Origin of the sequence: Lacticaseibacillus sharpeae JCM 1186 = DSM 20505 (genome assembly GCF_001436225.1) — a bacterium.
GTDB classification, from domain to species: Bacteria; Bacillota; Bacilli; order Lactobacillales; family Lactobacillaceae; genus Lacticaseibacillus; species Lacticaseibacillus sharpeae.
Genome location: NZ_AYYO01000016.1, coordinates 26,394 through 50,568, shown reverse-complemented (window position 1 = coordinate 50,568; position 24,175 = coordinate 26,394). Strand labels below are relative to the sequence as shown.

Annotated in this window: 24 protein-coding genes; 5 read left to right on the top strand and 19 right to left on the bottom strand. The window is 55.1% G+C overall.

Going from position 1 to position 24,175, the window contains the following annotated elements; all coding sequences use genetic code 11:
- Positions 1-5: 5 nt before the first annotated feature.
- The 11 genes from FC18_RS04780 to guaB form a co-directional block, all read right to left on the bottom strand.
- Positions 6-485 (bottom strand): PTS sugar transporter subunit IIB, encoded by a 480-nt coding sequence (locus FC18_RS04780; protein ID WP_054678850.1) that lies wholly within the window; start codon positions 483-485, stop codon positions 6-8.
- Between the two features lie 193 nt (positions 486-678).
- The gene (locus tag FC18_RS04775) at positions 679-1,854 is read right to left on the bottom strand and encodes an SIS domain-containing protein (RefSeq protein WP_056975611.1); all 1,176 of its coding nucleotides are present in this window, start codon (positions 1,852-1,854) and stop codon (positions 679-681) included.
- A 54-nt stretch (positions 1,855-1,908) separates the two neighbouring features.
- On the bottom strand, positions 1,909-2,649 hold the full coding sequence (locus tag FC18_RS04770) for a GntR family transcriptional regulator (RefSeq protein WP_054678844.1): 741 nt from the start codon (positions 2,647-2,649) through the stop codon (positions 1,909-1,911).
- Between the two features lie 844 nt (positions 2,650-3,493).
- Positions 3,494-5,038 carry a UDP-N-acetylmuramoyl-L-alanyl-D-glutamate--2,6-diaminopimelate ligase gene (locus FC18_RS04765; protein WP_054678841.1) on the bottom strand — a complete coding sequence of 515 codons (1,545 nt, stop codon included), beginning with the start codon at positions 5,036-5,038 and terminating at the stop codon, positions 3,494-3,496.
- A 67-nt stretch (positions 5,039-5,105) separates the two neighbouring features.
- On the bottom strand, positions 5,106-5,585 hold the full coding sequence (greA, locus tag FC18_RS04760; RefSeq protein WP_056975609.1) for a transcription elongation factor GreA: 480 nt from the start codon (positions 5,583-5,585) through the stop codon (positions 5,106-5,108).
- Between the two features lie 179 nt (positions 5,586-5,764).
- Positions 5,765-7,066 (bottom strand): serine hydrolase, encoded by a 1,302-nt coding sequence (locus tag FC18_RS04755; protein WP_056975607.1) that lies wholly within the window; start codon positions 7,064-7,066, stop codon positions 5,765-5,767.
- Positions 7,067-7,239: 173 nt separating this feature from the next.
- Entirely contained in the window at positions 7,240-8,406 is a 1,167-nt protein-coding gene (locus tag FC18_RS04750; RefSeq protein ID WP_054678836.1) for a sensor histidine kinase, read from the bottom strand.
- 2 nt (positions 8,407-8,408) lie between these two features.
- Positions 8,409-9,095 carry a response regulator transcription factor CroR gene (gene croR / locus FC18_RS04745; protein ID WP_054678833.1) on the bottom strand — a complete coding sequence of 229 codons (687 nt, stop codon included), beginning with the start codon at positions 9,093-9,095 and terminating at the stop codon, positions 8,409-8,411.
- A 184-nt stretch (positions 9,096-9,279) separates the two neighbouring features.
- On the bottom strand, positions 9,280-9,882 hold the full coding sequence (locus FC18_RS04740; protein ID WP_054678830.1) for a TetR/AcrR family transcriptional regulator: 603 nt from the start codon (positions 9,880-9,882) through the stop codon (positions 9,280-9,282).
- Positions 9,883-9,969: 87 nt separating this feature from the next.
- A complete protein-coding gene (locus tag FC18_RS04735; protein WP_056975605.1) occupies positions 9,970-11,319 on the bottom strand; it encodes an Nramp family divalent metal transporter in 1,350 nt (449 codons plus the stop codon).
- Between the two features lie 482 nt (positions 11,320-11,801).
- Complete coding sequence (guaB, locus tag FC18_RS04730) at positions 11,802-13,286, bottom strand: IMP dehydrogenase (RefSeq protein WP_056975603.1); 1,485 nt, start codon at positions 13,284-13,286, stop codon at positions 11,802-11,804.
- 424 nt (positions 13,287-13,710) lie between these two features.
- On the opposite strand from guaB, the gene FC18_RS04725 reads away from it, so the two are divergent.
- From FC18_RS04725 to FC18_RS04715, 3 genes are all read left to right on the top strand, one after another.
- Positions 13,711-14,628 (top strand): ABC transporter ATP-binding protein, encoded by a 918-nt coding sequence (locus FC18_RS04725; protein ID WP_056975601.1) that lies wholly within the window; start codon positions 13,711-13,713, stop codon positions 14,626-14,628.
- Complete coding sequence (locus tag FC18_RS04720) at positions 14,618-16,234, top strand: ABC transporter permease (protein WP_056975599.1); 1,617 nt, start codon at positions 14,618-14,620, stop codon at positions 16,232-16,234. The genes FC18_RS04725 and FC18_RS04720 overlap by 11 nt, the downstream gene beginning before the upstream one ends.
- Positions 16,235-16,314: 80 nt before the next feature.
- A complete protein-coding gene (locus tag FC18_RS04715) occupies positions 16,315-16,953 on the top strand; it encodes a TetR/AcrR family transcriptional regulator (protein ID WP_056975597.1) in 639 nt (212 codons plus the stop codon).
- 57 nt (positions 16,954-17,010) lie between these two features.
- On the opposite strand, the gene FC18_RS04710 is transcribed toward FC18_RS04715, so the two are convergent.
- From FC18_RS04710 to rsmG, 7 genes are all read right to left on the bottom strand, one after another.
- Complete coding sequence (locus FC18_RS04710; protein WP_054678816.1) at positions 17,011-17,727, bottom strand: DUF1129 domain-containing protein; 717 nt, start codon at positions 17,725-17,727, stop codon at positions 17,011-17,013.
- A gap of 41 nt (positions 17,728-17,768) precedes the next feature.
- Positions 17,769-18,869 (bottom strand): redox-regulated ATPase YchF, encoded by a 1,101-nt coding sequence (gene ychF / locus FC18_RS04705; RefSeq protein WP_054678812.1) that lies wholly within the window; start codon positions 18,867-18,869, stop codon positions 17,769-17,771.
- Between the two features lie 80 nt (positions 18,870-18,949).
- Positions 18,950-19,135 carry a DUF951 domain-containing protein gene (locus FC18_RS04700; RefSeq protein WP_054678810.1) on the bottom strand — a complete coding sequence of 62 codons (186 nt, stop codon included), beginning with the start codon at positions 19,133-19,135 and terminating at the stop codon, positions 18,950-18,952.
- A gap of 83 nt (positions 19,136-19,218) precedes the next feature.
- On the bottom strand, positions 19,219-20,088 hold the full coding sequence (locus FC18_RS04695; RefSeq protein WP_056975595.1) for a ParB/RepB/Spo0J family partition protein: 870 nt from the start codon (positions 20,086-20,088) through the stop codon (positions 19,219-19,221).
- Complete coding sequence (locus FC18_RS04690; RefSeq protein WP_054678807.1) at positions 20,078-20,845, bottom strand: ParA family protein; 768 nt, start codon at positions 20,843-20,845, stop codon at positions 20,078-20,080. The genes FC18_RS04695 and FC18_RS04690 overlap by 11 nt, the downstream gene beginning before the upstream one ends.
- A gap of 52 nt (positions 20,846-20,897) precedes the next feature.
- Positions 20,898-21,782, bottom strand: a complete 885-nt coding sequence (gene noc / locus FC18_RS04685; RefSeq protein ID WP_054678804.1) for a nucleoid occlusion protein — start codon at positions 21,780-21,782, stop codon at positions 20,898-20,900.
- 3 nt (positions 21,783-21,785) lie between these two features.
- On the bottom strand, positions 21,786-22,514 hold the full coding sequence (gene rsmG / locus FC18_RS04680; protein WP_054678802.1) for a 16S rRNA (guanine(527)-N(7))-methyltransferase RsmG: 729 nt from the start codon (positions 22,512-22,514) through the stop codon (positions 21,786-21,788).
- Between the two features lie 670 nt (positions 22,515-23,184).
- Between rsmG and FC18_RS04675 the strand changes: the two genes are divergently transcribed.
- Both FC18_RS04675 and FC18_RS12035 read left to right on the top strand, forming a co-directional pair.
- Positions 23,185-23,418, top strand: a complete 234-nt coding sequence (locus tag FC18_RS04675) for a hypothetical protein (RefSeq protein ID WP_054678874.1) — start codon at positions 23,185-23,187, stop codon at positions 23,416-23,418.
- The gene (locus FC18_RS12035; protein ID WP_156300907.1) at positions 23,415-23,588 is read left to right on the top strand and encodes a hypothetical protein; all 174 of its coding nucleotides are present in this window, start codon (positions 23,415-23,417) and stop codon (positions 23,586-23,588) included. The genes FC18_RS04675 and FC18_RS12035 overlap by 4 nt, the downstream gene beginning before the upstream one ends.
- A gap of 44 nt (positions 23,589-23,632) precedes the next feature.
- Here FC18_RS12035 and FC18_RS04670 read toward each other — a convergent pair whose 3' ends face one another.
- Positions 23,633-24,109 carry a CvpA family protein gene (locus tag FC18_RS04670; protein WP_056975593.1) on the bottom strand — a complete coding sequence of 159 codons (477 nt, stop codon included), beginning with the start codon at positions 24,107-24,109 and terminating at the stop codon, positions 23,633-23,635.
- Positions 24,110-24,175 lie beyond the last annotated feature (66 nt).

Below are 24,175 nucleotides of genomic sequence, written 5' to 3'. Positions count from 1 at the left end.
CTCTGTTACTTCTTCAGCAACGGCATGAACTCTACTGGTGTGTCACCAGGGGCCATCTGGTTAATCAGGTGAACGCCGAGTTTGTCGAGCTCTTCGAAGTTCTTCACGTCTTCATCAACAACGTTAACTGAACGTGTGATTGAACGTGTTTCGTCTGTCTGGGACATGTTACCGACGTTGATTTCGTCGATTGGCACACCCATCTTGACCAATTCAAGCAGTGGTGCTGGCGTCTTAGCGACAATGAAGACCTTCTGTGAGTCATACTTGTGCGCCAAAATGTGTTCGCCCGCAGTCTTGATTGGCAATACGGAAAGACGCACGCTGGTTGGTGCTGCCATCCGCAAACCGCTCTTCTCAATTGCACTCTGAGACACCTTGTCGTCAACAACCAGAATCCGGGTTGCTTGCAACTTGGTGGTCCAAAGGTTAGCAACTTGACCGTGAACCAAACGGCCGTCAATACGTGTTGCAATAATTGCCATGACCATTCCTCCTTGGAGCAGACCGCATAACGTTTACCGCCATGTTGTCCGCTAACTTGGGTTACTACCTTCAATTCCACTTATGATCTGGTTCAATCACGAAGGTATTAACCCGTAACCTACGATGTAAAGCCGGTGTTTACCGGGCTTTACGAATAAATAATTGCCTTAATGGCGTGGAATCCAAATTAATTTAGCCTGCGTAATCGTGCAGGATTACCCCTTTAACGACCCGGTTAACGGTGCCGCTTGGTGATGGAGTATCAGGGGTGTTGCCCACCTTGATGGAGCTCAGCAGAGCCAGCGTCTGGGCGAACATCACGTCTGGCAGGGCCTGGTAGGCTTCTGGCAGCGCCGTGTCGCCGGTAGCGAAGGCGAAGTTATCACCGGAGAAGTTGTTCTCCTGGTTGGTGCCAATCGCAACGACACGCTGGGCAATCTTGTCGCCGTTGATTTCTTCCATCACGTCGACGTCGTACTGCCGGGTGTATGGGTTGTTGCTGAGAAAATCGAAGACGAGGGTCTTGCCATCAACGAAGGACTTAGGCCCGTGCCGGAAGCCCATGGACGTGTCGAAGATGGTTGCCAGTTTGCCGGCAGTCAGTTCGAGCACCTTGAGCTGTGCTTCGCGGGTGAGCCCACCAAGGCTACCTGAGCCAAGGTAGGTAATCCGGTCGAAGTCCCCGGCGATGTACGCCTGGATTTCGGCTTCGCGGGAAATCACCTCGTGGCCCATGTTGACGATGGTGGCCACGTAATCAGCCTTAGCAACTTCATCGGCCTGATCGAAGGTAAGCAGTGCGGTGAGGGCCATGCAGGAGAAGCTCCCCGTCATCGCAAAGCCCTTGTCGTTGGACCCGGCTGGCTGCAAGAGAAGCAGGTTCCGACTTTCGCCAGTTGCGTGTTTTGCGAGGTTCCCGTCTGGGGCGCAAGTAATCGTAATCTGGTGCAGGTTGTGGACGAGCTGTTCAGCCAGTTCCACAGTCTTGACGGATTCAGGAGAGTTACCACTGCGGGCGAATGATACCAGCACGGTTGGGGTGTCCGGCTCCAAAAAGTCGTATGGCGCCGAAACGATGTCGGTCGTCGCGATTGATTCGAACCGGAAGTGCTTCCGGTCCCCGTGACGGTTCAGGTAAGGCGTAACGGTGTCACCCGTGTAAGCACTGGTGCCGGCACCGGTGAAAATCACGCGGACTACTTGGCCATCTGCCTCATCGATTACTTTGCGCAAGTACGTTGCAATGGCTGACTTCTGTGCTGAGTAGTTGTCGAATGCCTCTTCCCATAATTCTGGCTGCTGCTTGATTTCCTTAGTGGTAATCTGAGCGCCAAGTTCAGTTAATTCTTCCGTTGATTTTGCAAACACAACTAGTCCTCCTATATCTTCCCTACGATCGGGTCAAACTTCACTCGCCAACGCTCAGGTTGTTGAGCCGCGCCCTGCACCGTGATGCAACACGCGATATACAAATTGGTCGGCACGGGTCACGCTGAGGGTAAACTCAACGATTTCACCGTTAACCCCAGTACTGGTGCGCTGAACGTTCAGGCTGGGCGAGCCCTTGGGCACTTCGAGCAGCTCGGCATCCTTGTCCGGCATGAGGCTGGCGTAGAATGCTTCGCGTGCATCGAGGACCGGTGAGTCGTACTTCTGCAGCATGGCCGCGTACAGGCCAAAACGTTCAATGTCCGTCGGCGTCAGCTTCGGGAACCGGTCAGCGGGCAAGAATGTCCGCTCGACCATCAGCGGTACGCCATCGGCACAACGCAGACGCTTGAGCTTGTAAGCCGGCGTCCCCAGCGGAATGTTGAGCTGTTCCGCAATGTACTTGGTGGCGGGGAAATGTTCCAGGTAGATAACCCGCGAAAATGGCCGGCGACCTTGTTCCTCCATCTGTTCCGTGAAGCTGTACGTGTCGGCTAAGTTCGTTGGTTCAACCAGCGGATTCGCGACGAACGTGCCCCGGCCGCGACGGCGGTAAATCAGGCCCATCATTTCGAGCTTCGCAAGCGCCGCCCGCACCGTGTTCCGACTGACGCCGTACTCTTCAGCGAGAATGCGCTCGGCCGGAATCTGCTCGTGCGGCACCATCCGGGTTTTGATCCGGTCACGCAGCTGGTTGACCAGTTGCTCGTGTAGTGGTTGCTCTACCTGTTCCATTTGTCCTCACCTCCTGGTATTGGTACCAACCAGAAGCAGTGTAAACGTATTCTTAAATACCGTCAACCTGACCAATTTGCAAATATGGATATTTTCTGAAATTATTGCAGAAATTGGTACAGATAGACCAATAAAATGTCCGTAAAAGAAATGTTTAAAGCGTGCCCATCTGACGCGGCTTCGAATGAACACCGTCAATATATCAGCCAAATCAATTACTAGCAATCCTTTTTGGTATATATGCTCACAAAAAAAGACCAATAATTTTGAAAGCGTTACAAACTTTTTCTAACCCCGTAAACCAAAACACGATACCACCGGGCATCTAACGCGTGTAAGCGATGTTTTCAAAAATATGTAGTGGTCACCCACTTCTTTACAAATGTTGATATATCAGCGTTTTTCGATGGTACCAATCATGAATTTGTTGCTTTATCCCCGTGAAAACAAAATTCGACGGAACCACGATTGCCCTAGACCAATTTCAGGTCATGACAAAGCCCGTCATCATGCCCGCTCCAGCGATTGGTATAGACTCATATACGTGGGTACCACGCGTTTTACAGCCCGCAGCAAAACGGGGCCAGTTTTCACTGAACCCCGCTAATTATTATTTGTTCCTACCAATTATTATCTAATTTATCGTCGGTTAAGAGTGTTTATTTTGTTCGTTTTAGCCTTCAAATTTGCAGTTTTTGACCACAAAACCGGTTTTTTGACGTCCCATCCAAACAAAAACTCACGCTCTGTGCATTTGCGCGCGCACTATCACGAAGTTCTAATTTCGCCTACGAGCACATTAAAACGGCGCCAGCAAAATTTGCTGGCGCCGCACTTAGTTCAATTATTCTGCATTAATGACTTGCTGCACAGCCGCCGCATCGGTCATCCACGGTGTGTTCACGCCGCGGATGCGCTGGCGGTTCTCGGCACCCTTGCCGGCAATAACGACAATGTCTTCGGGCGCACTAGCATTGATTGCCGCCGTAATGGCCTGCTGGCGGTCTAGTTCAACGTGCACGTGGACGCGCTGTTCATCGATGTCCTCCCGAATATCGGACACAATCGACTCGGCGCTCTCAAAACCAGGATTGTCCGTGGTCAGGAACGCATCATCAGCGTACTCGTTCAATGCGCGCGCAAAGTCCTTGCGCCGCGACACACCGCGATCACCAGTCGCACCGATGACCACGAGTAGCCGCGGATTGTTGAATTCCGCGTTCAGGTAGCTTAGGACCGACTTCAAACTGGCATAGTTGTGCGCGTAATCCACGTAGACGTGTCCGTGACCTGGCACGGAGTATTCTTCCATCCGGCCCGGAATCGTCACCTTGGCGATTCCGTTGGCAGCCGTGGTGGCATCCACACCGGCCAGCCCGCCGCTGATGATGGCGGCCGCCGCGTTGCTTTCGTTGTAATCACCCGTCACCTGAATCGTGTAGTTGCCGCCGACATTCAGCGCCACCGCCTTGTTGGTCACCGGAATCAGCGTGAAGTCACTGCGCTGGGTCCCAATTGTGTGCGTGTCGTAGCGGAAGTCAATCTGAACGTCCGGACTAGCCGGCTTGAACGTGGCCGATGCGTACAGGTAAATACTGTCGGGCCGCGTCGTGGTTTGGGCCGCCGCGTACACCTCAGCGAAGTGGCTGGTTTCCGCGTTAATCACCACTTTGCGCGAGTTAACAATCATCTGTAGCTTGCAGTGCAGGTAGTCGGCGAAGTCCTTGTGCTCGGTGGGCCCGATGTGGTCTGGTTCGATGTTCAGGAACACGCCGACATCGTAGCTAAGGCCAAAGACCCGGTTACGCAGGTACGCCTGGCTGGAGACTTCCATGACCAGGTTGCTGAGCCCGTTGTCGACAGCGGTGCGCATGTCGTGGAACAGGTCCATGCTTTCGGGCGTGGACAGGTCGGAGCGGAACTGCTCGCCGACCCCCGGGCCCACGATGCGGTCGATGGAGGAGAACAGCGCCACGTGCTTCGGGTGGGCTGCTTCCAGAATGCCCCGAGTGAAGTATGCAGACGTGGTCTTCCCTTGCGTCCCCGTGTAGGCGATGACGTGCAAATCATCTTGCGGGAAGTCGTAAAAGGCCGCACTCAAAATCGCCATGGCCTTGGTGATGTTCACCACAATCAGCGCGTTGAGGCCGTTGCCTTCCACGTACGGTTTTTCCGCCACGTACGTCAGCGCCCCGTTGTCCTTGGCCATGGAGAGGTAAATCGGCCGGAACTTCGCGCCCTTACAGAAGAACAGCGTGGGCCCATCAACCTTGCGTGAGTCGTACGCAATCCCGCTCATGTCAACGGCCGTATCATTTTGCACCGCACTGCTCTTCAGCAAATGGTGTTCCTTGAGTAAGAGAATGCAGGCCTGGAGAGAAAGTCCCATAATAATCCTTTCGTACGGCATATCGGTTCCCCAATATGCTGCTTGATTCCACTTTGCACCGCTAAGGCTATTCGAAATCGCCCATCAGTTGCACTTGTTCAATCGTCACTGAGTACGTGCCCGCTGGTGCCGCAACGGCGCAGGTGTCACCGACCTTGTGGCCCATAATCGCGGCGCCCAGTGGGGAAACCGAGGTCAAGTTCGCCTCCGAAATCTCCGCCTCGGCCGGCCCGACCAGGTTGTACGTATCCACGTCGTCGGCCTCATCGCTAAAACGCACCGTCACCGTCTTGCCGAGCGTGGCCACACCGTCGTCTGCGACCGTTACCTGCTCGCCGTACCGCGTTTCCTTGTCCAGGTAGCGCATCCGGCTTTCGAGGTGCCGCAGTTCACGCTTCGATTCCGTGTACTCGGCGTTCTCGGAGCGATCCCCCAGTGCCGCCGCGGCCGCCACCCGTTTGATCAGCGCCGGGCGTTTGGCCTTGCACCGCTCAATCTCGGCCTTCAGCCACACCATCCCTTGTGGCGTAATGTCAAAATATTCCATGTTCACCCTCCTACAAGCACCACGAATTCAGTGCATAGGTTCTACAGCTATTGTGCCTAGCTGCGGCCAAAATGGCAACACCCACGCACCAATTTAACTTAAATTACACGTAGCAAGTGGCCACTGGCGCATACAAAAGGGCAGACCCGTAAGTCTGCCCCGATAGTGCATGCTATTGCTTAGAACAAGTTGCTAAAGAAATTACCAATCCCGCGGAACAACAGGCGGAAGAAGCCGGCCTTCTCAACGGTCTTGGTGGTTGCAACCTTCACGCCGGTTTCGCTGCCATCGACGTAACCGAGGGTGTCGCCCTTCACGCTCACAGTGACATCCCCGACCGTGGTACCCTTCTTCACGGGCGCCGCAACGGTCTTCTTGACGGCCTTGTAGCTAAGCGTCACGTCCTTCTTGGTCGTGGCGGTTGGTACGGGCACGGTAACGGCCTGACTGGTCTTCGCGGCAACGGTGGTGTCCTTACCCTTGTCGACCGTGACCGTCTTGTGCCCCGCGATGCTGGCGTTCTTGCCGACAATCGTCATGTTCTTCCAATTACTGAAGGTCCAGCGCATCAGTTCAGCAGTCCGCTGGAAACGCTTGGTGGCACCCGTCCCGCCGGCGTTCAGCACCACGGTGATGATCCGCATCCCGTTCTTGGTCGCCGTCCCGGTGAAGCATTCACCAGCGGCGTCGGTCGTCCCGGTCTTCAGGCCATCAACGTTCAGGTCGGACTGGTTGTAAACAAGGCCGGGCAGCATCCAGTCCCAGTTGTCCATCTTCGTGGCGTCATCGGTGCCGGCGCGGAAGGTCTTGTGGGCGATGCTGGTTGTGTCCAAGACATCAGGGAAGTCGGTGAGCAGCTTCTGGGCCACGATGGCCATGTCCTTGGCACTCATCCGGTTCTCGTCGGTCTTGCTCGTCCCGGTGACGATGTATTCGCCCAGGTCAGAGTTGTCGAGCCCACAGGCGTTGACGATGGTGGCGTCACTAATGCCCCAGCTCTGCAGCTTCTTGTTCATCATGTCGATGAACTTGTCCTGGCTCCCGGCAACGATGTCCCCGAGTTCCATGGCTGCAGCGTTAGCGGAGTAAATCAGCGTTGCTTGGTACAATTCCTTCACGGAGTATGAACCATCGGCCCGCAGCGGCACGTTTGACAAAGACTTGTCCTGGCTGATCTTGTAGATTTCGTGGTCCGGCGTAATCTTGTCGGTCCACTTCACCTTACCGGACTTGATGGCTTCCCGCAGCAAGTACACGGTAATCAGCTTGGTCATGGACGCAATTGGCAATGCCGTGGTTGCGTTCTTAGCGTACAAAACCTTACCCGTCTTGGCGTCAACACTGATTGCCGCCTTCGCGTTCAGGTTCAGCGTGCTTTCAACCCCGTCGGTCGCCGCACTAGCTGTGGCTGCTGGCAGCACGGTGGCCCCAATCGTAATCGTGGCTAAAAAGGCCACGATGGTACGGAAGAACTTCTTCATCACTATATCCTCTCTATGTGCCCGCAGCGGCGAACACGAAAACGCACTATTTTTAGCCCGACACGCCTTAACAGCGCGCCAGACTTCGCGTCAATACATAAACTATTTTACACGGGATTAGAGTAAGCACAATGCCGGGATTACGCTTGTGCCGGACTTTTGCCGAAAAATAACTAAACGCTTTCCTTGTCGTCGCGCTTCAACGTGACCCCGGTCTTCAGTGGCAGGTGCATGACAAAGGAGGTCAGCTCGCGGTTGGAATCCGCGAAAATATAACCGCCGTGCAACGTCACGATACTCTGGGCAATTGCCAGGCCGAGCCCCGACCCCCCAGTTTCCTGCGAGCGGCTTTCTTCGACGCGGTAGAACCGGTCGAACAGCTGGTTGAGCGAACCGGTCGGAATCTGCTGCCCGTCGTTGGCCACGCGCACGACCACTTCCGAGCCGATTTTTTCCGCACTCAGGTACACGTGCTTGGCGCCCTTGCCGTACTTCAGCGCGTTAATAATTAGATTATTGAACACCCGCCCCAGCTTCTCGGAGTCGGCCTCCATCATGAGCGGCGTCGGGTCGCAGTGCACATCAAACTCGATGCCCTTCTTGCGGCCTTCAAGCTCGAAGCTGGCGGCAAGTTGATCGAGCATCGCGGCCATGTCGAACTTGGCCAAGGTCAACTTGGTCGTCGTACTGCGCACCTTCGTGTATTCGAACAGGTCCTCAACCAGCACCTTCATCTGCTTGGACTTCAGGTAGGCCGTGTGCACGTACTTCTGCATCTCAGCTTCCGTGCGGTACTGGCGGTCTTCAATTAGCCCCAGGTACCCGATGATGGAAGTCAGCGGCGTGCGAATATCGTGGGAAACGTTCGTAATCAGCTCATCCTTGCTGGCCTCAATCTTGCGTTCTTCTTCCATCGATTTCACCGCCGAATCCACCAGGGCGTTGATACTGGAGACAACCTTCTCCATATCCGGTCCCACTTCAAGGCGAATACGGTGGTTCAGGTGGCCCTCAGCGATGTAGTGCAATTCACCAATGATGTGGCGCAGCTGCATCTGCCGGTAGCGACGAATCAGGCGCCAGTAGACGACAATGACGTCGGCCACCGCCATCACGATGATGAACAGGTTCTGCCAACTCCAGAGGTGATTCCCGCCGAACGTAATGGTGGTCTTGATGGTCCAGATGGCACTGGCCCACTGCCGATCGCTCACAATCATCTGGTCAATCATGACGATGAGGGCGAAATTGAGTAGCAAAAGGAGGATGACGGTCACGAGACCCTCAACCCACAGTTCAGATTTTTCCTTGGTCGTGAGGTGAATTTTTTCACTGGCCATGCTTATGCCTCAACTTTGTACCCAACGCCCCAAACAGTCTGGATGACCTTCTCGCCGTCCGTTGCTTCTTCAATCTTGTCGCGCAGGTGGGAAACGTGCACCATGACGGTCTTAGCCGACACGATGGACTCCTGCTGCCATACGCGCTCGAAGATTTCGTCGGCGGAGAACACGCGGTTCGGGTGACTTGCCAGCAAGTACAGAATCCCGAATTCCAGGGCGGTCAGCTGAATCTGCTTGCCCGCGATGGTGACCACCTCGTGGCTATCCTTGTTGATCTTCAGCGGGCCAACTTCGAGAACGTCCGGCGTCGTGTTCTGCACCGCATTTTGGCTCCGGCGCAGCAAGCTCTTCACGCGGGCCATCACTTCCAGCGGGTTGAACGGCTTGGTTACGTAGTCGTCAGCCCCGGTAATCAGCCCCTGAATCTTGTCCATGTCGCCGGTCTTGGCGGACACAATGATAATCGGAATCTGACTATCCTTGCGCACTTCCTTCACGACCTCCATCCCGGACATGTTCGGCATCATGATGTCGAGCACCATGAGCGCGATGTCGGGATTCGTGACTAACTTAGTGATGGCTTCCTTCCCGGAGTATGCCGGAATGGGTTCGTAGCCTTCGTTGGTTGCGTAAATGCTCAGCAGTTCAACGATTTCTTTATCGTCGTCAACAATTAAAATTTTCATTTCGATATAACCTCTTCCAAATCAGAATGGTAGTGGTATTGCTACCCCAATTCTACCAAAAACTACCAATAAAGCGGTGCTGATTTTATTTTTTATGCAAAAGCTAAAAAGTACGCGGCGGAAACAAAAAGCCAGCGCCAATGCAGCCCCGAAACGGGCACATTGGCGCTGGCTAACGCGCGGTTTAATGTTGAAATAACATAAATTGGAGTTCCTTGCGCATCTGCGCCGCCGTCGCATCTGACAATTCGCGGCGGTTACTGATGAGCAGGGCCTCGTACAGATGGCGCTGCAAAATATCCATGATGATGCTGGCAACTACGGGCACGTCGGCCTCGCTGCCGGGCAGTAAGTTTGCGTGCGGCCGCAACGCCTGCATGATTTCCGTTTGGATCCCCGCGAGCACCGTGTTCATCCAGCTCGACTCGTCGTCGGACAGCAGCATCCGTTCACGCACGGTGATCATGAAGGACTGGTAGTTGTCCTCACGGGTGAATAGGTCCCAAACCGTGCGGAACAGTTGCAACAGCTGGTCAACTAACTCTGCCGTCGTGGTCACACCCGACAAATCGAAGGCAACCTCGTTAATCCGGTTTTCCAGGCCCTGACGCACAATCGTGTCCAGAATTTCCTGTTTGCCGTGCGGGAAGTAATAATACAGCAAGCCGTCCGCAATCCCGAGCGCCTTATTCAATTCACGCGTGGTGGTTGCTTCATAGCCTTTTTCAGCAAAAAGATCGCGGGCAACGTCCACTATCTTGGCGCGTTGATCGTCACTTTTAGACATACATACCTCTTTCAATTATTTAGGCGCAATATCCGCCTGCCTACGATAAAAACCGCAGCAAGCGCCACGGTTTTTGGCTTTTTTGGACTACAGAATGCCGATGGTTTGCAGAATCAGGTAAATATTCAGCAAAATCAGCACAATCGTGGCAATCCAGGACAGAATCTTGGTGGCCATGTTGTTGGCGAATTCACCCATCAGTTTCTTGCTGCTGGTGAAGATAACCAGCGGAATCACCGCAAACGGCAGCGCGATACTCAGGAAGACCTGGGAGAAGGTCAACAGGTTTTCAATCTTCGCTTCGTTGCCGTGGTAGATGAAGGCAAAAATCAGCACGGGGGTCACGGACAGGAGCCGGGTAACCAGCCGCTGAACCCACATTGGGGCCTTAATCCGGATGAACCCTTCCATTACAATCTGCCCGGCGAGCGTCCCGGTAATGGTTGAACTCTGCCCGGAAGACAGAAGCGCAATGGCAAAGAGCATGGACAGCACTGGGCTGGCGATAGCGCCGACGATTGCGGGGTTGTTCAGGGACTGGAACAATTCGGCGAAACGGCCGATTGAACTCTTCGTCCCGTAGAACAGGGCCGCCCCCAAAATCAGGAGCAAGCTGTTCACGATGAATGCGAGGAACAGCTGCAAGTTGGAGTCGATGGTCGCAAACTTAACGGCCTGCTTCAACTCTGCACGGTTCTTGCGGTTCACCTTCCGCGTCTGGGAGATGGATGAACCCAGGTACAGGTCATGCGGCATCACGGTCGCACCAACAATCCCGAGGGTCAGGTACAGCATCCCGTGGTTCGTCACAATACTCGTCGTTGGGATGTACCCGGTGAGAATCCCGCCGATGTCGGGCTTGGCCAGGAACACTTCGTACCCGAACACAACCAGAATCACGGCCACCAGGGTGGCAACGATGGCTTCAATCTTGCGGAACCCGAGCTTCATGAGCAAGAGCAATAGCAAAACGTCCAGCGCGGTGATACAAATCCCGACAATCAGCGGAATCCCGAACAGCAACTGAATCGCAATCCCAGACCCGATGATTTCGGCGATATCCGTGGCCATGATGGCTAATTCGGCAATGATCCAGAGCGTGAAGCCCCCGACTTTCCCGGTGTGTTCCCGGGTGAGCTGTGCCAGGTCCTTACCCGTCACAATCCCCATCTTAGATGCCATTGCCTGCAGCATCATCGCAATTAAACTTGAGAGTAAAACAACGGCGAGCAGCTTGTACTTAAACTGTGCCCCACCGGCGATGGACGTAATCCAGTTACCTGGGTCCATGTACCCCACCGCAATCAGAACCCCAGGGCCCATGAATGCGCGGAATGTCTTCCAGAACCCCGCGTTCTGCGGAACCTCGATTGTCCCGTTAACTTCGCTAAGGCTCGTGCCGCCTTGTTCATCCTTGTGTACATCATTTGCTTGCATGATTATACCTCTTTCCTATTGGCTTAGAAATTCGGTGATCAATGTGGCGCGCACCCGAGTTCGAACCGTCGCACTTCCCAGCGTGACAACTCCGGATTACTTCAACCGTGTCGGCTTCCAAATTAATCAGCTAATTCACTTTTAGTTGAGCGCCCGCTCAACTTAATCCCATATTAAATATACGCGAAATTTTCTGAAAAGCAATAGATTTTGAGCGTTCGCCCAAATTTTTTTGGTGTCCCAAACAATTTCCGGGCAAACGCCTTGGTTGCGGCGTTTAATCTGGCAAACTCGTGGGCAGGTTATCATGAATCCACCCTGAAACAACCACTAAACTGTCATTTTTACGGCCAATGGTTTCTGGCCGCCAATGTTGTTGAACCCCACAAAACAATTGCGCGCACCGCCTGCATCCAGTTCGCGCGCAAATAAAAAGCGGCAACCTGCGCACGATTATGTACGCGGATTGCCGCTAGCAAAAATTATTCGACTGAGTAGTTAGGTGCTTCCTTGGTAATCTGAACGTCGTGCGGGTGGCTTTCACGCAACCCGGCGCCAGAAATCTGGATGAACTGGGCGTCGTCTTCCAGCGTTTTGAGGTCTGGTGCACCGACGTAACCCATGCCGGCACGCAGGCCTCCGACCATTTGGAAAATCACGTCGCCGACCGCGCCCTTGTAGGCAACGCGGCCTTCGATTCCTTCTGGCACCAGCTTATTGGCTTCGTTCACGCCGGCCTGGAAGTAACGGTCGGATGAACCGTGGGCCTGTTCCATCGCCCCGAGTGAACCCATGCCGCGGTATGTCTTGTAGCGCCGACCGTGGAAGAGTTCCATCTGGCCTGGGGCTTCGTCGGTGCCGGCAAGCATGGAGCCCAGCATTACGGCGTTCCCACCGGCAGCCAGAGCCTTCACGATATCGCCGGAGTACTTGATGCCCCCGTCAGCGATGATGGTCTTGCCCAGTTCGCGGGCAACACTAGCTGCTTCGTAAACGGCGGTTAGCTGTGGCACCCCGACACCAGCAACGATACGGGTGGTGCAGATGGAGCCGGGGCCAATCCCGACCTTCACCACGTCAACCCCAGCGTCGTACAGAGCGCGGGTTGCTTCAGCAGTCGCAACGTTCCCGGCAATGAGGGTCGCCTTAGGGAAGTGCGCGCGGATTTCGGCAATCTTGCGCAGCACCCCAGCGGAGTGGCCGTGCGCCGTGTCGATGACAATCGCGTCGGCGCCGGCAGCCAGCAGGCCTTCCGCACGTTCGAACGTGTCGGAGGTTACCCCGACTGCGGCCGCAACGAGCAGGCGGCCCTTGGCGTCCTTCGCGGAGTTCGGGTACTTAGTTACTTGTTCAAGGTCCTTAATCGTAATCAGTCCGGACAGGCGGCCAGCTTCATCAACCAGCGGCAGCTTCTCAATCTTGTTGGCCTGGAAAATCTTGCTGGCTTCTTCAAGCGTGGTCCCCAGCGGTGCGGACACCACTTCGTCCGTCATGGCGCTGGCGATGTCCACGGACATGTCACCGACATAGCGCAGGTCGCGGTTGGTGATAATCCCAACCAGGCGCTTGTCGTCGTGACCCGCAACGATTGGCACCCCAGAGATGTGTTCCGCGTCCATCAGGTCGGCTGCTTCCTTCACGGTCCGGTCGGCGGTGAGGTAAACTGGGTCGCCGATGACCCCGTTCACTGCGCGCTTAACCTTGGCCACTTCTTCAACCTGGGCGGCAATCGACATGTTCTTGTGAATGACCGCCATCCCCCCTTGACGCGCCATGGCAATCGCCATTTTGCTCTCGGAGACGGTATCCATCCCGGCACTGATAATTGGGACGTTCAATTTAATGTTTGGAGCGAGCTGGGTGGACAGATCCACCTCATTCGGTAAGACATGACTCTCTGCTGGTACTAGCAAAACATCATCAAAAGTAAAACCGCGGCGTGCAAACTTGGTATCCCAATTACTCACGATCAATCCTTCTTTCTTATATTAGTAGAAATGCGCCAGGCAATTGCCCGACGCACTTCTATTTGATTGTTTGCAAGTTTAACACTGACATTTAATTAGAACAAGGCACTAGAGCCGAACGTTATAAAAAATAATCTGGGCTTAGTCAATTTCTAATGTTCGGAAAAGTGTTCCCCAATCACTGGCAAAATGCGCAAAATATTTTACCAATTTACCTGCCATCAGCGGCGCCAAAATTCCCACAAACAAATTGACTCATGAGTCATTGACTAAGCAGTCAATTCAGGTGTACACTCTGGTTGCCGAATGAAAAACGCGCGTGCACTGGCGTTTTCCCGGCCACGATTACCTGCTGGACTGTAGGCAGCAGCCTTCTTCGTGCATTAACTGACATCATTTTATTCTATCTATATGGAGGCTCAACATGTCTGAACCAGTCGTGAACATCAATCATCTGCAAAAGCATTTTGGCAAGTTCCAAGCCCTGAAGAACATCACCTTCACCGTCAACCCCGGCGAGGTCTTCGGGTTCATCGGGCCCAACGGTGCGGGGAAATCAACCACGATCCGCACGCTACTCGGGATTCTCAAGGCATCAGGCGGTAGTGCCACCATCTTCGGCAAGGACGTCTGGGCGGACGCGGTGGCCATCCACAAGCGCCTCGCCTACGTGCCTGGTGACGTGTACCTGTGGCCGAACCTATCTGGTGGTGAGGCCATCGACCTGTTCCTGAAGCTCAACGGCCAGAAGCACGACGCCAAGACCGACACGCTCATCAAGGAATTCGAACTCGACGTGTCCAAGAAGTGCCGGACCTACTCCAAGGGTAACCGGCAGAAGGTTGCGCTGGTCGCCGCTTTTGCCACCGACGCCGACCTGTACATCTTCGACGAACCCACCAGCGGTCTCGACCCGCTGATGGAGGAAGTCTTCCAGAAGCACGTGCTAACGCTGAAGGCAGCCGGCAAGTCCGTGCTGCTCTCCAGTCACATCCTGAGTGAAGTGGAACGCATGTGTGACCGCATCGGCATCATCCGCAGCGGGGAAATCATCGAAACCGGAACCCTAGACGAGATGCGCCAGCTGTCACGGACCAACATCACCGTCACCACGAGCACGCCGGCTGTCGACCTCGGGGAAATGAAGGCCATTCACGGCTTCACGCCGGTTGCTGGTGCCCACAACAAGTACACCTTCGCCGTCGACTCTGAAGCACTCGGCACGGTGATGACCGAGCTCACCGCCCGCGGCATCGTGGGCCTGCAGAGCACACCACCAACTCTGGAAGACCTCTTCCTGCGCTACTACAACCAAGAGGAGGGTGATTCAAGTGAACGCTAAATTCGGCAAAAGCGGCTTCCTCACCCGCTTCTACCTGCGCCGCGACTGGCTCCGGATATTCTTCTGGATCCTCGGTCTGGCCGGGTTAATGGGTGCGGCCGCCGCCAAATTCGATGGCCTGTACGGAACGGAAAAGGCGCTGAATTCCATCGCCGAAACACTCAAGACGCCGGCCATGGTTTCCCTGTTCGGTCCGTTCTCAGACGCCGTCAAGACGAACCCGGCGATTATCTACGCTGCAGAAATGATGGTCTTCATGGGCCTGTTCGCCGCAATGATGAACATCTACTTCGCCGTCCGCAACACACGCGCGGAAGAAGATTCCGGCGTGGCGGAGTTAGTGCGGGCCCACGCGATTGGTAAGCAAAGCCAGCTGCTGGCGGCGACCTTAGAACTCATCGTGATCAACCTGCTGGCCGGCATCATCGAAGCGGCCGGTTTGCAGGCTGCCAACATGACCGGCTCGACGGTTGAAGGTGACTGGTTGTTCGGCCTGGGTCTGGCCGCCTTTGGCTTGATGTTCGGGGCGTTCAGCCTGCTCATCGCCCAGCTCGTATCCAGTGGCCGTGCGGCAACCATGAGTAGCTACCTGCTGCTAGGCGTACTCTTCATCGCCCGCATGGGGACCGACGTCAAGAACACCGACTACACCTGGTACACGATTTTCGGCTGGATTGAAAAACTTAGCATCTACGTCGACAACAACTGGGCGCCAATCATTCTGATGCTCGGCGCGACCGTGGTTACCGGCGGCATTGCCTTCCTCGTGAACGGCACACGTGATGTCGGTGCTGGGGTCTTCCCTCAGCGTAGTGGCCGCAAGCGAGCCAGCGTCTTCCTCGCCGGTCCCCTCAGCCTGGTTACGCGCCTGGAACGCACCAGCATCATCGTCTGGCTCATCAGTATGCCCATCCTCGGTGCCAGTTATGGTTCCATCTTCGGCACGGTTGGCGACCTGATGAAGACCAACCCAGCATTGACCAAACTCATGGGGGCGGCGGCAGTCAACCAGGCTGCCCGCGCCGTCATCCTCTCCTTTGCGGGCAAGCTCAGCATCATCGTGGCACTGGTGGCCACCATCCCCGCCCTCATCACCCTGCTCAAGATTAACGGCGACGAGAAGAAAGGCTACCTGGAACAGATTCACGCCCGCGGTATCTCCCGCTTCAAAATTTTCGGCAGCTACACCCTCGTCGGCCTGCTGACGGGCTCCATCGGGCTTTTCCTCGGCATCATTGGCATGGGCGCGGCCGGGAACACGACCATGAAGCACCCCATCGCTCTGACCCGGTTCCTGCGCGGCTTCGTTGGGTACTGGCCGGCACTACTAGTCATCATCGGCATCACGCTGATTATCGTAGCGTACTTGCCGCGTATTCAGCAGTTCGTCTGGATTCTGCCTATCTACGGCCTGTTCTCCCTGTACCTCGGCCCGATGATGGACCTGCCGAAGTGGATGACCAAAATCACCCCGTACGGCTGGATCAATAACGTGCCCACTGCCCACATTAACTGGGGTACGTTCAGCTGGATGACCGCGCTCGGGCTGGCGCTCATCGTCCTCGCTTACGTCGGCTACCGACGCCGCGACCTGACGACTAACTAACCCAAGATTAGACATTTTACTACAAACTGTTGTAGATTATTAATTAGTTAATCGCTGCACCCGTTGAAAGAAGGATTATCATGACCAAGGCTGCCCCGCGTGACCCAGACAAAGAAGAACGAATTTTCAGCGCCGCCATGCACATCTTCGCCAGTCGTGGCTACCAAAACGCCAAGACCGACGACATCGTCACGCAGGCGGGCGTGTCTAAAGGACTGCTATTCCACTATTTCGGCAGCAAAGCGAACCTCTACGTCGAAACCGTCAAGCGCGCCTACCGCGTGATTGAGGACGTCGCCGACTACTCCGTCTGGCAGAACGCGCCCGACCTCACCACCATGATTACTTCCGCGTTGAAGTACAAGATTCAGCTGCAGATGCAATACCCCGATGAGTTCGCCATGGCCATCGCCGCCTACACGAACAACGCGACGCTGCCCCAGAAGATGCAGGATGAACTCGGCAATATATGGAGCAGCCAGCTCACCACCTCGGTGCCGATGTTGACCAAGCCGGTTATCGAGCGCATGCATTTGCGTGATGACGTGGAGCCCGAAACCGTCATGGAACTCATGAGTGCCATCAGCCTAATCATCGGTGAGAAGGCCAAGGCGCGGCTACAGGCTAACCCGCACCTACCCATTTCCGAGCTCGAAGACTTTGTCGACGAGACCAAGAAGTACATGGACGTGCTCATTCACGGATTCCAGAAACAGTAACCAACTAAAAAAGACAGTTCCCGTAAAAAGCGGGAGCTGTCTTTTAGTTTACGCGCGTTACTTCTTTGGCCGTGGAGTTGCCCCTGCCGCCTGGAACAGGTTGCGCAGGTTGTACTTCCGCTTCATGAAGAAGTGGGCACCGTATGCAACGACGGCGAGGATGAACTGGCCCCACCATGGCATGCTAGCAGTGATTGGCGTGTTAATCCCAGTCAGCCAGGTCGTGAAGAATGAGCCCACGATGATGAGAGCGAAGAACACGGCGGCCGTCAGGAAACCATTTGGCCGGTCATTCTTTGGCTTTTCGGCCCAGCGGCTGTAGTACGTGAAGGCCGCTGCGGCAACGAAGGACATGATGGCCAGTGACAGCAGACCACCCGAGTTCTGGGTGATGGTCTTGTGCCGCCAGATGGCGAAGAGACCCATGGCCCCATAAATCAAGGAGAAGATTGCCAAGAAGGAAAATGCCAGGTCGGTAGTTTCAATCCAGAACGGCTGGGCCGCTGGGGCCTGCTTAGGCGCATTGATCAGCTTGTCTGCGAGGACGGATGGTGAACCGTAAACCGTGTTCGCGGGCTTGCCGGCTGCTTGATCCTTCAAGATTGCGGGAATCAGTTCCTGCAACATCTCGGTTTCGCGCGCCTCGTCAACGCCTTCTTCCTTCAAGAACTTGCGGAGACGGAAGACGTAATCCGCGTTCTTGTTGCTGAGCTTGGGCAGCTCTTCGTCGAGGTTAACTTCGACTACTGGCTGCGCTTCTTGTTTCTTGGCCATGTATTTCCTCCTGGTACTGTAATGTGATTTTGGTTGTTAAATTAAACGTTGAACCGGAATTCAATGATGTCGCCATCTTGAACTTCGTATTCCTTCCCTTCAGAACGCAAGCGGCCGGCTTCACGCACGGCGGCCATGCTGCCGAACTTGTCGAGGTCAGCGAAGGACACGGTTTCGGCCCGAATGAAACCACGTTCGAAGTCGGAGTGGATAATCCCGGCAACTTGTGGGGCCTTCATGCCGCGCCGGAAGGTCCAAGCCCGTGTTTCCTTACCACCAGCGGTAAAGAACGTTGCCAGACCCAGCAGGTGGTAACTAGCACGAATGAGCTTGTCCAGCCCGGATTCCTCAACCCCTTCAGCTTCGAGGAAGTCAGCCTTGTCGTCATCGTCCAGTTCGCTGATTTCTTCTTCAGATTCAGCACACAGGGCAATCACTTCGGCGTTTTCCTTAGCGGCTTCGGCTTCAATCTGCTTGACGTAATCGCAGTCTTCAGGGTTAGCCATGTATTCTTCAGCGATGTTGGCCACGTAGAGCACTGGCTTGCTCGTGAGCAAGAACAGGCCCTTAACAATCTTCATCTCGTCCTTGTCGAAGTCGATGGAACGAACGGGGTTACCCTCTTCAAGCACCGGCTTAATCCGCTTCAGAATCTCGAATTCAACCTTCGCTTCCTTGTCACCAGAGCGGGCAACCTTCTCGACCCGGTCGTAGCGCTTCTGGATGGAATCCAAATCCGCGATGGCCAGTTCCATGTTGATGGTGGCCATGTCGTCGATTGGGTCAACCTTGCCGGTCACGTGGGTGATGTTGTCGTCATCGAATGCCCGCACAACGTGGACAATCGCGTCCACCTGGCGAATGTTCTCCAGGAACTTGTTCCCGAGACCTTCACCCTTGCTGGCACCCTTCACGATGCCGGCGATGTCGGTGAATTCGAAGGTCGTGTGAATGATCTTCTTTGCGGGAATGATTTCGTCGATGCGTGCCAGACGGGAATCTGGCACTTCAACCATCCCCACGTTGGGGTCGATGGTGGCAAATGGGTAGTTCGCCATTTCGGCACCAGCCTTGGTAATCGCGTTGAATAAGGTGGACTTGCCGACGTTTGGCAGCCCAACAATCCCTGCAGTAAGAGCCATGAGTTAAGTAATCCTTTCTTATCGCGCGGGTACAATGACTGCACCCGCCGTATCTGTGTATCCTGGTGCCGGTCAGCGCGCTATTCTGCCGCTTTTTCCAGTACCTTCTTCATCCGCTTCTCGAAGTCGCGGCGGGACATCATGACGATGTGTCCGCAACCGCAGCAGCTAATCTTGATGTCAGCACCCATCCGGATGATTTCCCACCGATTCTCGCCACACGCGTGCGGCTTCTTCATCATCACAATGTCGTGTAAGTCGTACATATATAATTGCCTCCGCATAAGGCGCAAATCTGCGCCCTCGTCACAATAAAACATTATACCGCTTTTCGCGTGTAGTTTCGCAATCAGTCGATGTTCACGTCCAGAATCGAGAGGATGCGGTTCAGATCCTCCGTGTTCTCGAAGTCGATCTCGATGTGGCCCGTGCCCTTCTGGTTCTGCGCGATGTTCACGCGGGTACCAAAGCGGTCCACGAGCCGGTTCTCGCTGGCCCGCAGGTAGGGTGACTTCGGCTTGTCCTGCACAGTTGGCCGCTTGACACCGTCGTTGGCCTGGGCAATCAGCTTCTCCAGCTGCCGCACGGTCAGGCCTTCCTCGATGACGCGCTTGGCCATGGCCACAATCTTGCTCTTATTCTTGAGCGACAGCAACGTGCGGGCCTGGCCCATGGAGAGCTTGCCGCTGGTCAGCATCTTCTTGACTTCATCGGGCAAAGACAAAAGACGCAGGTAGTTCGCAATGTACGGCCGGCTCTTGCCCAGGCGCTGGGAAACTTCGGCCTGCGTGAGGTTCAGCTTCTTAATCAGCATGTCGTACGCTTGCGCTTCTTCAATCGGCGTCAGGTTTTCACGCTGCAAGTTTTCCAGCACGGCCACTTCCATCATGGATGCTTCGTCAAAGTCGCGCACGATGGCCGGCACGGTGTCCTTACCCGCCAGCTTGGAAGCGCGGAACCGGCGCTCACCAGCGATGATCTCGTAGCCGTTGACACTCTTGCGCACGATGATGGGTTGGAACACCCCGGTCGTGCGGATGGATTCAGCGAGGTCCTTCAAGGCATCCTCGTCGAAGTCCTGACGCGGCTGGTACGGGTTAGGCCGAATGTCGTCCAGTGGCAGTTCCGTCACCACGTCCTTGGCGGTGTCGGTATTGTTGAAGTCGCTAAAAATTGCGTCGATGCCGCGACCAAGGCCTTTTCCTTTTTTATTCACCATGAGCTGCTAGTACCTCCTGAGCCAATTCTTCGTAAACCTGGGCCGCCCGTGACTTCGGTGCGTAGTCAACGATTGGCTGGCCGTATGATGGAGCTTCGGCTAACCGCGTCAGCCGGGGAATCACCGTGTTGTAGACGTGTTCGCCAAAGTGGGAGCGAACTTCCTCAATGACTTGCGCGCCAAGGTTCGTCCGTGCATCGTACATCGTCAGCAGCACGCCTTCAATCGCCAGGTTCGGATTGAAGTGCTTCTGGACGAGCTTCACCGTGTTGAGCAGTTGGCCCAAACCTTCCAGGGCGTAGAATTCGCTCTGCACGGGGATGAGAATACTGTTGCTGGCGGTGAAGGCGTTGATGGACAGCTGCCCCAGTGATGGCGGACAGTCGATGAGGACGAAATCATAGTTGTCCAGCACCGGCGCCAGGCCGAGCTTGAGCCGCATTTCCCGGGCAATCTGCGCCGTCAGTTCGATTTCGGCCCCAGCCAACTGAATGGTTGCGGGCACGATGTCGACCCCCTGGTGTTCGGTATGCAAAATGGCCTCGGTAATTGGTTCTTCGTTCACGAGGACGTCGTAAATATCCTTCTGCACGCGGGGCTTTTCGATGCCCACCCCACTCGTGGCGTTGCCTTGCGCATCAGCGTCGACAATGAGCACCTTTTTGCCCGCATTCGCTAAGCACGCGGCAAGGTTGACGGTCGTGGTGGTCTTACCCACCCCGCCTTTTTGGTTCGCAATTGCGATAACGTCGGCCATGTTCTCCTCCTTAAATTGCGCACGCGCGACTTTTGCGTGTGCATAATGCTAATTATTTCTTGGGAATCTCAATGATGACGCGGTAGACATCGCCGTCGTCTTCTTCACGTTCCTTAACCTTCATCCCCGAATCTTTGACCAGCTTCAGGGACTTCTTGATGGTGTTTAAGGCAATGCGTGAATCATGATTGAGGGCGCGCCGCTTACGGGGCTTCGGCTTTGCTGGTGCCGCCTTTGCCTCTGGTTCTGGCGTCGCTTCTGGTGCGGGTGCCGGTGTTGCCTGCTCTGCGGCTGCCGCTTCGGGATCGACAATCTCCTGCACAATGCGCGCGGTATCCTTAACCGTCAAACCTTCCAGCGCAATTCGTTCCAGCATCGCGGTCTGCTGTTCTGGATCCAATCGCAACAGTTCCCGGCCGTGCCGCTCGCTGATGACACCGTTCATGATGGCGGTCTGCACAGGCGCACTGAGCTTTAAAAGCCGCAGTTTGTTAGCGACAAAGGACTGACTCTTCCCAATCCGGCGGGCCAGGTTCGCCTGGGTCATCGCGTTTTGGGTCATCAGGTCGTTATACGCCCGTGCTTCTTCAACGGGTGACAGTTGCGCCCGCTGCAAGTTCTCGATGATCGCCATCGCGGCGGATTCATCATCAGCCATCGTGGTCACAATCGCCGGAATCTTCTCCCAGTTCAGCTGCGTGGTGACCGCCCGGAACCGGCGCTCACCGGCGATGATTTCGTAGTGGCCGTGTTCATACTCACGCACCACGATTGGCTGCAGCAAGCCGTGATCACTGATGGTCGCGGCCAGTTCCTTGATTGCATCTTCTTGAAAGACCTTGCGGGGCTGGAAGCGGTTGGGCACGATTGCGCTCACGGGCAGTTCCGTGACGACCTTCTCGTCCTTCTTCTTCCGCCCAAATAAATTGAGTGCCATAGTTTAACCCCCAATCGGCTGCTTCGCCGGGGTCCCCGGCTTGCGGGGGTACTTCTTCGGCGTTTGCTTTTGTTTATCAATCACCAGCAAGTGGCGCGTATCGTCGGCCAGTGGCAAGTGAATCGTGATGTCTCGCTGCAACTGACCGCCAAGGGTGGTCAGTGCCGTCTTGGCCGCGGTCACTTCAGTTGGTGCCTGGGCCGCCTTGAGCGCGATGAACTGCCCGCCCACCTTCACGAGCGGCAAGCACAGCTCAGCAAGCACGGGCAATGCGGCCACGGCGCGCGCGGTCACGATGTCGAACTGTTCGCGGTACTGCGACTTCTTCCCCGCGAAGGTTTCGGCGCGATCATGCACCAGCGTCACGCCGGTCATGCCGAGCTTTGTGGTCAGGCGGTCCAGGAAGTCAATCCGCTTTTGCAGCGAATCCACGATGGTCACGCGCAGGTTCGGGTTCAGAATCTTCATCGGCAATGACGGGAAGCCGGCACCGGCACCGACGTCACAGAGCGTGGCGTCAGTGGTGCGTAGGTCATCGATGGCGATGAGGGGCGTCACTGAGTCGTAGAAGTGCTTGAGGTACACTTCCCCTTCCTCCGTGATGGCAGTCAGGTTCATCTTCTGGTTCTCGCTGACCAAATATGCAAAATACGTGGCAAACTGCGCTTTCTGCTCAGCGGTCAACTTAATCCCCTGGGCGGCAAGTGCTGCAGCAAATTCTTCGGGCGTCATTGCATTCTCCATTTCTGCGTTCCACGCCGTCACTGCGGCGTTTCGACCGTTCATTTGTGGAACATAGCTAGTTTCACGTTACTCTTTAGTTTAGCCCAGCAGGCACTCTGAAGCAACCGGAACCACCGCCGCAACGTGGAAAAATCGAACAAAATTTCGCCAGCCGTCAGTGCCGTTCCATGTGAAACGACGCGCACAATTACGCGGAAAATTTGATTTAACAAATATCGGATTTTTTACCCCAAAAACTTTTGGATTTCGTACAATAATTATGTCAAAAAGTTGCGTAACGCGGAAAGGATTGGTGAAATGGTGAGAAGTTATTGGCTGTGGTGGATTCAGCATCGAAAGCAAACTAGGCATAGGGTTTCGCCAACCACCGCGCGCAGGTAGTGTGATTTGGGGAAAGCACCGCTGGGCAATACGGCAAGCCCGCACAAATCCATCTGGACTGGGGAGTCAGATGGGCGGAGTGTAGTTTAGGCAAAGCGCGTGCAACATATGCACGCCACATACGCGCACCTGATTTAGGCGCGCGCACAGGGAACACGGGCAGGAGCAACGCGGGTTGCTCCTGCTTTTGCGTTATAAACCAATTAATGTTGTATCCGCATTCAGGTGCAACCTGCTATAATTAAGGTATAGACAAGACTTGAAAGGCGGGATGATCATGAGTGAATCAATTTTCTTCAACCAGGGTGACGCCATTGCCAGCGACTACGACCACGCAGCCGCACGCCGCAGCGCCCAGATTTTCAAGTTGAACCACGAAACCAAGGGCGGCCTCGTTGTCGCTAAGAACGCTGACGGCAAGTTCGCCATCTTCTACGAGCAAGACGGCGCGCTGAACGCGAACTCGGACGCCGCGAAGAAGGACAAGTACACGGTGCTCGAACGGCTATGAGCAAACGTATCTGGCAAGACCTCGGCTTAGCTTTATTTGCAGTGCTGCTTGCCGGCCTGCTCTATTATTTCTTCCACCAAGAACTCGCGAACGTCTTCGCGGTGGGCATCACCGGCGCGGCGCTCGGGTGCACGCTGGCACTGCTAATCGCCAACCTGTGGCGGCATTAAAAAAGGCGCGGGCAAACTAAGTGTTTGCTCCACGTCTTTTTAGTTTACTCAAGCCAATTCTGAATCTTGTTGGCGTTCACGAGCGGCATGTTCGTCGCGATGAACTGCGCCGTCTTGGAACTTTCGTACTGCTGCTCAACCCACACGCTTTGGGTCATGAGCAGAATCGTCAGCGTGATGAAAATCAGTCCGTAGTTCAGCAGTCCGGCCACAATCGCGCCGCCAATGCTGTTGACCTGCTTGATGCCCGGAATCCACGTGATGCTCCGGGCCAGTGCGGCCAGTAGGTTAAAGGCGATGTGGCCGAGAAGCACAATCAGGAAGAACGCCAGAATCCGACTGCCTAAGCCAGGATTCGTCGTGTTACTGATGGTTTCTGCCAGCGGCCGGTACATGAAGAAGGCCGCGACCCACAGCACAACGCTAGAGACCAGCGTGATGACCGTGGAGAGTAGCCCGCGTCGCCACCCATTGATGATGGAGGCGATGAGCCACAAACCGATAACAATTGTAAAAACCATGGCAACATCCCCCTTTGTTTCCAGATGACTCATTACATATATTATGCCGCAAATCGCGGCTGTTGC

Excerpts from the sequence above, each read along its gene's own strand:
- FC18_RS04780 (WP_054678850.1), bottom strand. The coding sequence starts at position 485 with ATGGCAATTATTGCAACACGTATTGACGGCCGTTTGGTTCACGGTCAA.
- FC18_RS04770 (WP_054678844.1), bottom strand. The coding sequence starts at position 2,649 with ATGGAACAGGTAGAGCAACCACTACACGAGCAACTGGTCAACCAGCTG.
- FC18_RS04765 (WP_054678841.1), bottom strand. The coding sequence starts at position 5,038 with ATGGGACTTTCTCTCCAGGCCTGCATTCTCTTACTCAAGGAACACCAT.
- greA (WP_056975609.1), bottom strand. The coding sequence starts at position 5,585 with ATGGAATATTTTGACATTACGCCACAAGGGATGGTGTGGCTGAAGGCC.
- FC18_RS04755 (WP_056975607.1), bottom strand. The coding sequence starts at position 7,066 with ATGAAGAAGTTCTTCCGTACCATCGTGGCCTTTTTAGCCACGATTACG.
- FC18_RS04750 (WP_054678836.1), bottom strand. The coding sequence starts at position 8,406 with ATGGCCAGTGAAAAAATTCACCTCACGACCAAGGAAAAATCTGAACTG.
- croR (WP_054678833.1), bottom strand. The coding sequence starts at position 9,095 with ATGAAAATTTTAATTGTTGACGACGATAAAGAAATCGTTGAACTGCTG.
- FC18_RS04740 (WP_054678830.1), bottom strand. The coding sequence starts at position 9,882 with ATGTCTAAAAGTGACGATCAACGCGCCAAGATAGTGGACGTTGCCCGC.
- FC18_RS04735 (WP_056975605.1), bottom strand. The coding sequence starts at position 11,319 with ATGCAAGCAAATGATGTACACAAGGATGAACAAGGCGGCACGAGCCTT.
- FC18_RS04725 (WP_056975601.1), top strand. The coding sequence starts at position 13,711 with ATGTCTGAACCAGTCGTGAACATCAATCATCTGCAAAAGCATTTTGGC.
- FC18_RS04715 (WP_056975597.1), top strand. The coding sequence starts at position 16,315 with ATGACCAAGGCTGCCCCGCGTGACCCAGACAAAGAAGAACGAATTTTC.
- FC18_RS04710 (WP_054678816.1), bottom strand. The coding sequence starts at position 17,727 with ATGGCCAAGAAACAAGAAGCGCAGCCAGTAGTCGAAGTTAACCTCGAC.
- ychF (WP_054678812.1), bottom strand. The coding sequence starts at position 18,869 with ATGGCTCTTACTGCAGGGATTGTTGGGCTGCCAAACGTCGGCAAGTCC.
- FC18_RS04700 (WP_054678810.1), bottom strand. The coding sequence starts at position 19,135 with ATGTACGACTTACACGACATTGTGATGATGAAGAAGCCGCACGCGTGT.
- FC18_RS04695 (WP_056975595.1), bottom strand. The coding sequence starts at position 20,088 with ATGGTGAATAAAAAAGGAAAAGGCCTTGGTCGCGGCATCGACGCAATT.
- FC18_RS04690 (WP_054678807.1), bottom strand. The coding sequence starts at position 20,845 with ATGGCCGACGTTATCGCAATTGCGAACCAAAAAGGCGGGGTGGGTAAG.
- noc (WP_054678804.1), bottom strand. The coding sequence starts at position 21,782 with ATGGCACTCAATTTATTTGGGCGGAAGAAGAAGGACGAGAAGGTCGTC.
- rsmG (WP_054678802.1), bottom strand. The coding sequence starts at position 22,514 with ATGACGCCCGAAGAATTTGCTGCAGCACTTGCCGCCCAGGGGATTAAG.
- FC18_RS04675 (WP_054678874.1), top strand. The coding sequence starts at position 23,185 with ATGAGTGAATCAATTTTCTTCAACCAGGGTGACGCCATTGCCAGCGAC.
- FC18_RS12035 (WP_156300907.1), top strand. The coding sequence starts at position 23,415 with ATGAGCAAACGTATCTGGCAAGACCTCGGCTTAGCTTTATTTGCAGTG.
- FC18_RS04670 (WP_056975593.1), bottom strand. The coding sequence starts at position 24,109 with ATGGTTTTTACAATTGTTATCGGTTTGTGGCTCATCGCCTCCATCATC.